At 40.8% G+C, this 12,507-nt stretch carries 15 protein-coding genes, 1 pseudogene and 1 riboswitch; of the genes and pseudogenes, 2 read left to right on the top strand and 14 right to left on the bottom strand.

What is annotated here, in order from left to right; genetic code table 11:
• Positions 1–63 precede the first annotated feature (63 nt).
• From DWZ38_RS20625 to DWZ38_RS20635, 3 genes are read right to left on the bottom strand one after another with little or no spacing between them, the layout of a single operon-like run.
• Positions 64–486: a hypothetical protein gene (locus DWZ38_RS20625; RefSeq protein WP_117855156.1), complete on the bottom strand. Its 423-nt coding sequence runs from the start codon at positions 484–486 to the stop codon at positions 64–66.
• 35 nt (positions 487–521) lie between these two features.
• The gene (locus DWZ38_RS20630; protein ID WP_117855159.1) at positions 522–860 is read right to left on the bottom strand and encodes a TfoX/Sxy family protein; all 339 of its coding nucleotides are present in this window, start codon (positions 858–860) and stop codon (positions 522–524) included.
• Positions 861–881: 21 nt separating this feature from the next.
• Positions 882–1,130 (bottom strand): DUF3781 domain-containing protein, encoded by a 249-nt coding sequence (locus DWZ38_RS20635; RefSeq protein ID WP_117567917.1) that lies wholly within the window; start codon positions 1,128–1,130, stop codon positions 882–884.
• Between the two features lie 217 nt (positions 1,131–1,347).
• Between DWZ38_RS20635 and DWZ38_RS20640 the strand changes: the two genes are divergently transcribed.
• Positions 1,348–1,605 carry a DUF6061 family protein gene (locus tag DWZ38_RS20640; RefSeq protein WP_072522455.1) on the top strand — a complete coding sequence of 86 codons (258 nt, stop codon included), beginning with the start codon at positions 1,348–1,350 and terminating at the stop codon, positions 1,603–1,605.
• A gap of 179 nt (positions 1,606–1,784) precedes the next feature.
• On the opposite strand, the gene DWZ38_RS20645 is transcribed toward DWZ38_RS20640, so the two are convergent.
• Complete coding sequence (locus DWZ38_RS20645) at positions 1,785–2,741, bottom strand: NAD(P)-dependent oxidoreductase (RefSeq protein ID WP_117855161.1); 957 nt, start codon at positions 2,739–2,741, stop codon at positions 1,785–1,787.
• Between the two features lie 32 nt (positions 2,742–2,773).
• Positions 2,774–4,117 (bottom strand): MATE family efflux transporter, encoded by a 1,344-nt coding sequence (locus tag DWZ38_RS20650; RefSeq protein ID WP_117855163.1) that lies wholly within the window; start codon positions 4,115–4,117, stop codon positions 2,774–2,776.
• 208 nt (positions 4,118–4,325) lie between these two features.
• Here DWZ38_RS20650 and DWZ38_RS20655 point away from each other — a divergent pair, with 208 nt between their 5' ends.
• Positions 4,326–4,784 carry an Lrp/AsnC family transcriptional regulator gene (locus DWZ38_RS20655; protein WP_015541477.1) on the top strand — a complete coding sequence of 153 codons (459 nt, stop codon included), beginning with the start codon at positions 4,326–4,328 and terminating at the stop codon, positions 4,782–4,784.
• 79 nt (positions 4,785–4,863) lie between these two features.
• On the opposite strand, the gene DWZ38_RS20660 is transcribed toward DWZ38_RS20655, so the two are convergent.
• From DWZ38_RS20660 to DWZ38_RS20705, 9 genes and pseudogenes are all read right to left on the bottom strand, one after another.
• On the bottom strand, positions 4,864–5,910 hold the full coding sequence (locus DWZ38_RS20660; protein WP_117855166.1) for a Fic family protein: 1,047 nt from the start codon (positions 5,908–5,910) through the stop codon (positions 4,864–4,866).
• Positions 5,911–6,092: 182 nt separating this feature from the next.
• Positions 6,093–6,281, bottom strand: a pseudogene (locus DWZ38_RS23005) (hypothetical protein); the annotation flags it as partial.
• Positions 6,282–6,645: 364 nt separating this feature from the next.
• Positions 6,646–7,296 (bottom strand): HAD family hydrolase, encoded by a 651-nt coding sequence (locus DWZ38_RS20675; protein ID WP_117855168.1) that lies wholly within the window; start codon positions 7,294–7,296, stop codon positions 6,646–6,648.
• A 15-nt stretch (positions 7,297–7,311) separates the two neighbouring features.
• The gene (ribE, locus tag DWZ38_RS20680; protein WP_006427673.1) at positions 7,312–7,785 is read right to left on the bottom strand and encodes a 6,7-dimethyl-8-ribityllumazine synthase; all 474 of its coding nucleotides are present in this window, start codon (positions 7,783–7,785) and stop codon (positions 7,312–7,314) included.
• Positions 7,786–7,815: 30 nt separating this feature from the next.
• The gene (locus DWZ38_RS20685) at positions 7,816–9,033 is read right to left on the bottom strand and encodes a bifunctional 3,4-dihydroxy-2-butanone-4-phosphate synthase/GTP cyclohydrolase II (protein ID WP_117855170.1); all 1,218 of its coding nucleotides are present in this window, start codon (positions 9,031–9,033) and stop codon (positions 7,816–7,818) included.
• A gap of 18 nt (positions 9,034–9,051) precedes the next feature.
• Positions 9,052–9,705, bottom strand: a complete 654-nt coding sequence (ribE, locus tag DWZ38_RS20690; protein ID WP_004844978.1) for a riboflavin synthase — start codon at positions 9,703–9,705, stop codon at positions 9,052–9,054.
• Positions 9,687–10,814 carry a bifunctional diaminohydroxyphosphoribosylaminopyrimidine deaminase/5-amino-6-(5-phosphoribosylamino)uracil reductase RibD gene (gene ribD / locus DWZ38_RS20695; protein WP_009243651.1) on the bottom strand — a complete coding sequence of 376 codons (1,128 nt, stop codon included), beginning with the start codon at positions 10,812–10,814 and terminating at the stop codon, positions 9,687–9,689. The genes ribE (DWZ38_RS20690) and ribD overlap by 19 nt, the downstream gene beginning before the upstream one ends.
• 276 nt (positions 10,815–11,090) lie before the next feature.
• A riboswitch (FMN riboswitch) is annotated at positions 11,091–11,205 on the bottom strand.
• 178 nt (positions 11,206–11,383) lie between these two features.
• Positions 11,384–11,554, bottom strand: coding sequence for a hypothetical protein (locus DWZ38_RS22555; protein ID WP_004844976.1), 171 nt, complete (start codon positions 11,552–11,554; stop codon positions 11,384–11,386).
• A 123-nt stretch (positions 11,555–11,677) separates the two neighbouring features.
• Positions 11,678–12,484: a class I SAM-dependent methyltransferase gene (locus DWZ38_RS20705; protein ID WP_117855172.1), complete on the bottom strand. Its 807-nt coding sequence runs from the start codon at positions 12,482–12,484 to the stop codon at positions 11,678–11,680.
• Positions 12,485–12,507: the final 23 nt, after the last annotated feature.

Genomic DNA, 12,507 nt, shown 5'->3' on the forward strand with positions numbered 1-12,507 from the left:
AAATAAAACTGCGCCACAGCCTTGGCAGGCCATCGCGCAGCGATTTTGTTCAACTGGAAGTTGTTAAATTCGATATATCATATTACCTATATTCCAGATTCTCATGATTCCAAAAAGCGAAACGTTCTCTGCTTGCCAAATGTATCCCTGAAATGTTATGTCATATCCGCAATATCCCTCTGTAACGATTTCAAATTCTGCATTAGGGTATTGCTCCTTAAATTCATCAAAAGATAATTCTTTACCAGAAAAAGATTTCACTTCGTTATACCCGTATGGAGCGTTAAATACCATAATATTGCACTCTTCTTTATCAATATTTGTAAATTCAATTATTCCCTTATACCACTTTTCTTCATTATCAGTATATTGAAATATTCGATCCATATTTAAGGATAATTTATCTTCATTAATTTCAATCTGTAATATCCTACTATCATGTAAGCTAAATGAAATATTACTTTTTCGGTCTCTAATATAATCCATATCTTTAACCTCCGTAAATTCCAGTTTTCTTAGTTTTAAAAACTGGGGGTTGTTTGTTTCTTCTTTTTCGGTTTTGGAGCTGGCAGTTCGTCATACATAGCACCAAACAAACCTGCCAAAAATCCCTTATTATCAACTTCATCTACCAACAACATCTCTTTTGCTCCCTCATAGGGTAATTCATATGAAGCTGTCGGCATATAACTAATTGCTGCTTTTACTGGTTTAACAAGTAATCTATCATCATAGATACCACCTACAATCTTTCCTCGATAATAAATAATAAATTCTCCCATCATAGCTCGATAAGTAATTTCTTCTAACTCAGATAGCTGCCCTAAAATAAACTCTAAATATTCTTTGCTTGATGCCATAATTTCACCTCAACTTATAATTTACTTAATAATATGTGCTGTAATAATTGTATAACTATATGAATTGATAGTGATTTTGACATTTTCAATTTCGCAATACCAATTTTTACCTTGTTTGTATATATGGCAATTTTCATCCAACACCTTATTTTTGCAATACTCAACAACATCTACTATATCTATTTTTAGATTTCTTTTAATTCTATCAACTCCCAGTTCAGTTGTATGAATTTTGTTAATATTATCGAGTAATATTTTTTTATCTTCCATTCTTCTTTTCCTCAAATACCGATTGAGCTTTCCCTTATTGTTTCCCTTGTGTTATATCGTCCCGCCAGTGTTTACGAACTCTGATAAGGGAAAATACAAGACCAAGAAAATTATGTAAAACAGTATAACACAAAATAAAAGTGACATGGTGAACTGATTGAAATGCTTCTGATTTTTGTAGCAAATAATTGATTGAACGATAAGGAGATAAAATACGATGAGAACAATATTTGCAGAATATAATCCCGGACGAAACAGCATTGATGTTTATATCAGTGCAGGCTATATGCTTCGCATTGACTGCTGGAAAGCAGAAAAGAATTTGAGAACCACACCCGGATCAGATTGTGCATTAAACACACTTGCCATTGATGAACCACTAGAATATGCGAGACTGTATCTTGATGGAAATTTACAGATGTGGGGTAGATGCAGAAGATTCCTTGACATTATAGTAATGTTCAAAAAACGCTGAGAATAATTTCTTCTCAGCGTTTCTGACGACTATTCGGACTTATTTTTTCCAGTAATTCTATTGTTTATGTTATTCCTGCTATATTGGAAGAAGATATCAAAGCACTGACTTATTGATTGTAATTATATTTTTTTCACTCTGCAAACCCGGAAGTTATATCATCACTTTGCTGCCAGATACTATAGATCTGATACAACATTGATCGGATTTCCTTCCATAAACTGCTTTATATTATCCGCCAGAATAGAAACCAACCGCTGTCTTGTCTCAAGTCCTTTCCATCCCATATGTGGCGTCAAAAGGACTTGATCCATAGTATAAAGAGGGTTTGCTTCTTCAGGTGGTTCAGTTTCCTGAACATCAAGTCCGGCTCCTGCAATCATACCATTTTCTAATGCTTCTATAAGAGCAGCCTCATCAATAAGCGCACCTCTTGAAGTATTAATAATAAACGCTGATGGCTTCATAAGCGATAGAGTTTCTTTATTGATCATATGTTTTGTACTTTCTGTCAATGGACAGTGCATGGAAACATAATCACTATTCTTAAGCAGCTCCTCAAGCGATACATAGCAGATCCCCTTCTCATCCTCTTTCGGTGTCCTGGTATATACAAGTATGTTCATATCCAAAGCCTGTGCGATCTGGATAACTTTCCTGCCAATGTGTCCTGCACCTATAACACCAAGTGTTTTTCCATTTACCTCAACATGCGGAACCTGAAGATTTCTGGTAAAATTGTCATGATTTCCGCATGCCAGCATCTTCATCTGTACCTGCATTGCAGAACTCAGATTCAATATCATCATGATCGCAGTATGTGCCACACGTTCTGTGCTGTATGCCGGGATATTGCAGACTGTAATCCCCTTCTTTCGTGCTGCTTCAAGGTCAATATTATTATATCCTGTACCTGCCTCGCAGATCAGTTTAACAGATTCCGGAAATTTCTGTATCATTTCTGCACTCACAGGCATCTCCTTTGTTACAATGATATCTGCACCCTGAATACGCTCTGACAGCTGCTGTTCTGTTGTATCATCATATACTGTAACATCAGAAGATAAAACGGAAAAATCCAGCTTCCCATCAAAATTCATTTTCTTTGCATTCAATACCACACATTTATCGTTCATACTATAAATTTCTCCTTTTAAATTACTTTAGGCTATCGAGATTGCACCTCTTTATCAGTCGGCCATGATCTCCGAAGAGCCACATAGGATATTAAAAAGTTTGCAAACCAACCTGCTGGTACAGCAAGCCAGACAAACACAATGCCAAAACGCGGTGCACAAATCAAAGCAACCGACAGACGGATCGCCAGATTCACCATATTTGCAATAAGGAACGGGCGCATGATTCCAAGACCACGAAGGACCCCATCGGTTGCCATTTTGATTCCCATAAAGATGAAGAAGTAACCGAGCCATCTCATATAACCCTCGGATACCTGATAAGCCAGGGCAGTTCCATCTTTACCAAGGAATAGTGAGGAAATCTGAGTATGCAATGTTTCAATGACTATAAAAGCAAGAACTGCAAAACATACATCTAACACCAGTGCAGCGTGATATCCTTTTTTGATCCGTTCAATTTTCTTTGCACCAAGATTCTGGGAAACATATGGGGAAACCGCATTGCCAATGGATACAAAAATCAATGAAAAAACATTCTCTACCCGCATCGTCGCCGCATAACCCGCAAGTGCCTGTGTACCGAAAGGATTTACAACAGCCTGTACGATCATCATACCGATGGACACTGTAGACTGCTGAAGAACCGAAGGTACAGCAATTTGAAGCATGGAATATAACTCCTGCCTGTCAAACCAGTCAAAGCGACTTTTATATCGACGCATCCGGCTAAGGAAAAGAAAAAGTGAAAACACCGCAGAAATCCCCTGTGCTATAAGAGTCGCAAGGGCTGCACCAAACACACCGAGACCAAGTCCTGCCACCATCCAAAGATCCATAAAAATATTTAAGATTGACGAGAATACCAGGAGCCCCAGTGGGATTTTTGATTCACCAATGGAAGTGAACATGTTGGAAAGAATGTTATACATAAACAGAAACGGAAAGCCCACAAAATAGACCCGCAGATATAACACTGCATCATTCAGTATATCGCCAGGGGTTTGTAATACTCTCATCATCGAGTGGGAAAAGCAAAAGCCAAAAACACCAAGGACTATGCTTAAAATTAAAAAGCTAAACAAGGACGTTGACACGATGGTCTTCATTTTTCCATACTCCCTGGCACCGAAATAGCGGCTCACGAGCACACCGGCACCGACACCTGCCCCCAGTGCCACACAAATGAAAACATTGGTCAGCGCTGCGCAGGCCCCGACAGCTGCAAGTGCAGAGGAGCCAACAAATTGGCCGACGATGATAGAGTCAGCCATATTGTATATTTGCTGAAAAAAACTGCCCAAAATCATTGGCATTGCAAAAACCGTCAACGCTTTAAGAGGCGTATCTGTGAGCAAATATTCATCTTTTGACATTATCATATTCCTCCAAAGCCTTTATAATTTCGCTTATTCTTTCCTTCACCAGAATCTATTCCATACATTCAAAACGCAAGTTTTAAATTACGTTATGAAACAATTATATGTAGCTACAGCTGCTAAGTCAAGCCCGCGTTTACTTTCAGCTAAATAAATGATATGATATTTAATATCCGGAGGATATTATTTTACAGGAGGGACACTTATGTACCTGAACGGTTTAGATGAACTGGATCAGAAAATCATCCAGTTGCTTATAGAAAATGCACGTATTTCTTACTCTGATATCGGTAAAGAAACCGGTATTTCCAGAGTGGCAGTAAAAGCCCGGATTCAGGCTCTGGAGAAACAAGGCATAATTGAAGAATATACAACTATAATAAACCCTCAAAAGATCAGCGGTGCTGTTTCATGCTATTTTGAAATCGAGATAAAACCAGACCATCTGTCGCAGGTGACAGATATATTACATAATAATGATACTGTCACGCAGATTTACCGTGTCACAGGAAGAGACAAGCTGCATGTACATGCCGTTGCTTCATCAAGTGATGAAATGGAACACTTCCTGCACACAGTCATTGATACACTTCCCGGCGTTATCAGCTGCAGCTGCAATACGATCTTATCACGTATTAAAGATATTAAAGGATTACGGCTATAGAAGCCGACATAAAAGGCAATGATTTTTGCTAAGAAAATGCCGGTTTTGACTGGCAAATTTATAAGCTACTTTCATATTTTTAAACACGGACATAACCAGTAGATGGACCTGCACCAACTTTTGCGATATACCCACTCTTAACCAGATTCGTCAAAGTCCTTTCCACGGTAATTTTGCTTATATCAGGACAAAGCTCCATGATTTCTTTCTTTGTAATTTTGCCAACCTTGTTATCAATAACCGCTTTAATTCTATCAGGCTTAGAAAGACTCCGATGCTTCAAATACTCTACACGGCTTTCGAATTCATTGTATGCTTTCAACATGATACCCAGATAATATTTAACAAAAGGCTCATAGCTGTTTTCGCCCTCATGCCAGCCAGTAGAACTTGCTTGAAGGGCTTCATAATATGTTTCTTTTGTCTTTTCAATCAGCATTTCCATACTGACATATTTTCCAACGATGTATCCCGCCTTGTAAAAAAGCAGTAAAGTGAGCAAACGGCTCATCCTACCATTTCCGTCATTGAAAGGATGAATGCACAGAAAGTCCAGAATGAACATGGGAATCAAAACCAGTTTATCAATGCGGTCAGCTTCCCATGCTTCAAGGAAGCGAGCGCAAAGTTCTTCCATCGCTTCAGCAGTCTGAAATGCGGGAACTGGAATAAAACGTGCCTTCTGATGACCCTCGGCATCTGTTTCTGCAATTACATTATCGGAATTCTTATAACTTCCACCAGCAGATCCCTGTGAATAGGAGTACAGATCTCGATGTAACTGCAAAATAATGTTCGGTCTTGGGTTGATATATTCATAACCTTCGTAAATTGTGGAAAGTACTTCACGATAACCAGCAATTTCCTGCTCAGATCGGTTGCGGGGTTCTGCTTTTTGACTTACCAATTCTTCCAAACGCTTATCGCTTGTAAATATACCTTCGATTCGGTTGGATGCTCCCGTACTCTGAACCAATGCAACTTCTAAGAGTGTTTTCAATTCATCTACATTGGCTTCGAGAAATAATTCCTGTTTGCCTTTATGTTCATGAATGCTGCTAACCATCTGAACAATTTCAGGTGTTAACAATTTTTCAGGACTTACAATAAAATCAAAGTCTCTCATAGGAATCTCCTTCACTTCAGATTTATTTCCATCATTCTATCAACAAATGATGGAGATTTCAATAGATTTGATGGAGATAGAATATCCATATACACAATAAATATCCTCATTTCATCCATATATTATATCGTTTTATGGATTGTTTTTTCATTAAAATTACACTATTTTTTCACTATTTTTCATTACTTCATCGTTTTCGCCAACGAATTGAGCAACGCCCGCCTCTCTGGATTCAGATTCTTTTTCTCATAAAATGCTTCTTTAAAAAGCTCTGCATTTTTCCTTTGGTCATCATCCGGAATATGAGAGTACGCATCCGTAATCATATTGACCTGTGCATGGCCGGAATCACCCTGTACTGCTTTGATATCAGATAATGGTACACACAAGCACGGAAAACACTTTATGCAAAATCTTCCACAGTAAAATCTATAAATGATCCGCAAAGGCAAAGGAAACCGACAGTTTACCATGTTTGGAATTATGGCAGTTCTTTTAGGAAGTGGAGATGCATTCCATCTGGTTCCCCGTGCAGTAGCGCTTTGTACAACTGGACTTGAGAACTTTACTGTACAGATGGGGTTAGAAAAGTGGATTACCTCTATCACTATGACTATCCTAAAATCATCCCCGCCTCAGAATTTGCAACAAGTTGTTGCAAATTTTCTATATCCTTTTATTTTACAGAAGTACTTATTTTTAACTTTTTTCCTTCAGATTTTTATATTGCAAAAATCATATCACCATCTGCAGTATATCCTCTATATGTTCTGCATAATAATCAGCCCCATTCAGTTCCCCTTTCTCACCATATCCATACAGGCATCCTATAAAAGGGCTTTTGCAAGCTCTGGCACATTCCAGATCCTGCCTCCTGTCTCCGACCACCAGATAAGGGCCTGTATATTCCCGGATAATTTCCTGCACAATTTCTGTCTTTGGACGGAATCCATACGATTCACAGTCATAAAAATGATCGAACCATCGTTCCATCCCAAATTCCTTCCAGTGCGCCTCACGATATGAAGCCTTACAGTTACTTAAGATCACAAGATGATATCCCCGGTTCTTCAAAGCTGTAAGCATCTCCTCTGCTCCCGGATACCACACTGCCTTATGCTTCCTGATCTGTCTGACCATCAGTTCTCCTACCATCCTGCTTGCCTGCTCTTTATAGCTCTGATCCAGCTCCGGCAAAAATGTATTCCACATCTCCTTACTGTTAAATCCCAGCCAGCCGGCAATTTCCGCCGAGCCTATCTCCCGTTCTTCTGCAACCTTCTGTTCTGTCAGCCACTGATAGGTTTCACGAAATGCCGGTTCATAGATTCCAAGGGTATGATGGATCGTTCCATCATAGTCGAATATGATCGTTTTTGTCATCATTTATTTTCCTGTCTTTTAGAGCTGCTTCATCAGATTGACCATTTCGATCGCAGATAATGCACAGTCATAGCCTTTATTTCCTGCTTTGCTTCCTGCACGCGCAATAGCCTGCTCGATATTCTCAGTCGTGATCACTCCGAATAAGACCGGGATTCCTGTTGCAAGTTCAACCTGTGCAATCCCCTTGGCAGATTCATTGCACACCAGATCATAATGTGAAGTATCTCCACGGATGACAGCTCCCACGCAGATAACTGCATCATATTTTCCTGACTGTGCCATTTTCTGTGCTGTAAGCGGGATCTCAAATGCTCCCGGCACCCATGCAGCAGTAATATTCTCTTCTTCTACTCCATGTCTTACCAGTCCGTCGACTGCCCCTCCCAATAATTTATTCACAATGATCTCATTGAATCTCGCTGCCACGATACCAACCTTCATTCCCTCCGGTGCTACTACTTTTCCTTCTACTAAATTGATCTGTCTCATTTTTTCTTCCTCCTGATATTTACTGTTTTTTTATAAATTTATTTCTTTAAAAATATGACCCATCTTTTCCTGCTTCGTCTTCATATACTTCCGGTCATACTTTTGTACCGGAATCTCCAGAGGTACTCTCTCATTGATCTTCAGCCCAAATTCACCAAGTCCATAAACTTTATCCGGGTTATTTGTCAGTAATCTTAATGATTTCACACCAAGGTCTGACAGTATCTGTGCCCCAACCCAGTACTCTCTGAGATCCGGTGCAAACCCTAACTTCACATTAGCCTCCACGGTATCGTATCCCTGTTCCTGAAGCGCATAAGCTTTGATCTTATTGATCAGTCCGATTCCTCTGCCTTCCTGTCTCATATACAGAATGATCCCTCTGCCTTCCGCCTCTACCTGGCGCATCGCTGTCTGCAGCTGCAGGCCACAGTCACATCTGAGTGATCCGAATGCATCCCCTGTCAGACACTCCGAATGTACCCGGCAAAGCACATCTTCACCATCTCCCAGATCACCTTTTACCAGTGCCAGATGATGCTCTCCTGTAATGTCATTGATATAACCATACATTTTAAAATCACCGTACTGCGTTGGGAGGTTTGCAGCTGCTTCCTCCTTTACATGCTTTTCATGTATTCTTATATAATCCTGCAGATCACGGATCGTAATAAATGTAAGGTTATGCTCTTTTGCCATTTCCCATAGCTGTGATGTACGCATCATAGTTCCATCTTCTTTCATAACTTCACAGCACACGCCGCATTCCTTCAGTCCGGCAAGTCTCAAAAGATCTGTTGTTGCCTCCGTATGGCCATTTCGTACCAGAACCCCGCCTTTTCTGGAAATAAGCGGAAATACATGTCCCGGTCTTCTGAAATCCTCCGGTTTTGACTGATCATCCACACACTTCATGATAGTATAGGAGCGCTCTTCCGCAGAGATACCTGTGGTTGTATCTGCGTGATCTACTGCCACGGTAAATGCTGTACTGTGATTGTCCGTGTTCTCCGCAACCATCGGCGGAAAGTTCAATCTCGCCGCAATTTCTGCACTCATCGGTGTACAGATAAGACCCTTTGCATAGGTCGCCATGAAATTAATATTTTCCCTGGTCGCAAACTCTGCCGCACATATCAGATCTCCCTCATTTTCTCTGTCCGGATCATCTGTGACCAGAACTATTTTTCCTTCCTTAAGATCCCTAAGTGCTTCTTCAATTGTGTTGTACTGATAATTTTGTGACATAGTGTATATCCTCCTGTTCTAAAACCCGAATTCTTCAAGAAACTCCATCGTAATTCCGGATTCTTTTTTCTCTTCTTCGTTTTTTCTGATGCCAAGCAGTTTTTCTACGTATTTTCCGATCACATCATTTTCCAGATTAACCAGATCCCCCGGCACCTTTTCCAAAAGAGTGGTTTCTTCTCCTGTATGTGGAATGACCGACACCTGAAAACCAGCTTCATCAACCCTTGCAACTGTCAGGCTGATCCCATCAATACAGACGGATCCTTTTTCCACGATCAGATGCAAAATCTGTGGCGATGTCTCAATTGATACCCAGATGGCATTTTCTTCCCGGAGCATGGAACGTATCACGCCAGTCCCATCAATATGGCCGCTTACTATGTGTCCCCCGAACCTGCCGTCTGCAGCCATTGCACGTTCCAGGTTTACCTGGCTTCCGGCCTTGCAGCTGCCAAGACTGCTTCTTCTGATCGTCTCTGCCATCACATCGGCAGTAAATCCGTCCGGCTGAATCGACGTAACTGTCAGACACACACCATTCACAGCGATACTGTCACCGATCCTTGTCCCTTCCAGGACTTTCCGGGCTTTCACTGCCAGGATCCCTGATTCCCCTGTCAGCTGTATATAACGGACTTTTCCTTTCTCTTCTACGATTCCTGTAAACATGATTCCTCCTGTTTTTTATCACACACCTGACATTTTATCCGGATATCCTCACCGATCTGACAGATATCTGTATATTTCAGTTCCACTGCTTCAGACGGCAGTTCAACTCCAATACCCTCTACCGGTGTCTTCCCAGCCACACCGCCAAACAGCTTTGGTGCCACAAAAGCCTGTACTTCCTTTACAATTCCAGCTCGCAGTGCACTGTCATTTAACGTACCTCCTCCCTCCAGGAGGATGCTGTCAATGCCTCTGTTTCCCAGATCTGCCATCAGCTTCTTAAGGTCTATCTGATTCTTTTCGTCGGGACAGTAAATGGTTTCAACTCCCATGGTATGTAATATTTTTATTTTCTCTTTTGCATTTTTCTGTTCTGCATAAGCCACGATCGTCCGGTACTTTTCCGCACTTTTTACAATCTGACTGCCCGGCGGGATCCTGAGCTTACTGTCACACACAATCCTGACAGGACTTTTCCAGCCTTCTACCCGGACGTTTAACATCGGATCATCTGCAAGCACAGTTCCAATACCAGCCATGATTCCCATGTACTGATGCCGCATATGCTGTACTTCTTTTCGTGCAGATTCTCCGGTGATCCATTTTGATGCTCCTGTTTTCGTTGCGATCTTCCCATCCAGTGTCATGGCATACTTCATTACCACATAAGGGGTCTTCGTAGTAATATAATGGAAAAACACCGGGTTCAGCTGATCACATTCTTCTCTCATAAAATCTTCAACTACTGTTACACCGGCTTCCCTTAACATCTGTACACCTTTTCCTGCCACTTTCGGATTCGGATCTCTGGAACCGATCACCACTTTTCTGATCTTCTGTTCAATGATCGCTTCCGTACATGGAGGTGTTTTACCATGATGACAGCAAGGCTCCAACGTGACATAAATCACCGCACCTTCTGCTGATTCTGTAAGAGAAGCAATTGCATTACGTTCCGCGTGAAGTTCTCCATACTTTTTATGATAGCCTTCCCCGATGATCTTTCCGTCTTTTACGATCACTGCCCCTACCATAGGATTGGGATTCGTCCAGCCTTCTCCTTTTTTGGCCAGTTGAATAGCCCGAAGCATATATTCCTGATCCGTCATTTCTATTCCTTCTTTCTTATTCCTGTTCTTTGCCTGGGCTACGCCGAGGCTTTTAAACATGTGCAATCGGATTCACAGACAAGTGAATGGTATAGTTATTTCGAAAACGATGTACCAGATACAAAAAAAGCCTGCAGAAATATCTGCAGGGTGGAATTGATCTGTTACATATGATTGATAAATGAATGTCTGATTTTCCTATATAAAAAGCTCTGAAATGGATCACCATCTCAGAGCTCTGATACTACATTCATTCATACAAAAAATCAACTGTACTATCATCTTCTTCCATCCAGACTGTACTGTCGGCCCCGGAATCTCACCGGATCATGCCTCTCGGCTCGCGGGCTTTACCGCCGGTAGGGAATCTCACCCTGCCCTGAAGATATCTTTTTGTTTATTTTAATACTTTATCTGTTGTTTGTAAAGCAGAATTTTTATTTTACTTAGTTTACTGATGGAGATAGAATATCCATATACACAATAAATATCCTCATTTTATCCATATATTATATCGTTTTATGAATTGTTTTTTTATTAAAATTACACTATTTTTTCACTATTTTTCATTACTTCATCGTTTTCGCCAGTGAATTGAGCAATGCCCACATCTCTGGATTAGCCAATACTTTTGCCAGAAGTTCCGGATCGACTTCATCAGCAACAGAACCGTCACAAGCAACCAAACGATAACGGTTTCTGTATAGAGTTGGTTGAAGCTTCTGGTTAAAGATTTGCAAAAGTTCCCATAGTGCATTATCTTTTAATTTTGCACGCTGGTGATAGAAAGCGGCTTTTGATGGTGTTTCATCAGTGCGTCCGAAAAAATGATAAAGTTCTCTCTCTCTGATATTGTATATCCACTATAGTTTTAGATGTATCATCTTTACCATCTTGAATTGATCAGAAACTGTCATACTGACCTTTGTGGATAGCTTTAAGCCATTTTTAGGGATGTAACGATAGTATGGTTCCTCCGCAATCACCTTCACATTACCCCCGATCTTTGCTGCCAGTTCTTCCGCTGAATCCACATAAAAGAACATTTGTGCATCGGCATGGCCGACCTGTTTCATATATTTTTTCTTCATCATGGTCATTCCTCTTTTGTTCACCGTATCAAAAACAACTTCCATATTTCCAAATTGCCCAATCATACGCAGAAGGGCAATGACCTTATGTTCCTCAAAATAATGAAATAACCCGCCTGCAGTAACGAGAATAGGAGCATCAAGTACATCATTGCGAACTTTTTTGATCCAATCCTTTGCAAAGGCATCCCCGGAAATATATAATTCCCTCTCTGGTTCGGGAAGAAGTCCCCGCCGGTATTCGATTACATGAGGCAGATCCACGGCATACCAGTGTGTCTTCCCGTTATCACATCGGTGATAGGTTGTCTCCAGACCACAGCCCAGTTGGACAATCACACCGTCCGGTCTGCGTTCCAGAAAAGACCGAATAATCCGATCCATATTAGCAGACCGGGAAGCAGAGGCCAAAAGGGTATACTGGTTCTGCATATTCTGTTTAATCAAGTCTGAAGGCAGCTTCTTTTTCAATTCCAATGCTTTTTTATCATATAAAATTTGTGGGCAATGCTCAGCAGCATAAATTCTTCCCAGCATAGGGACAAACAGGGTATCCTCCACGACTCCTAACTTGGACATAGCCAAACCTCCTGTTTTGATAC

This window comes from Ruminococcus sp. AF31-8BH, assembly GCF_003460605.1.
In the GTDB taxonomy this organism is placed as follows: domain Bacteria; phylum Bacillota; class Clostridia; order Lachnospirales; family Lachnospiraceae; genus Blautia_A; species Blautia_A acetigignens.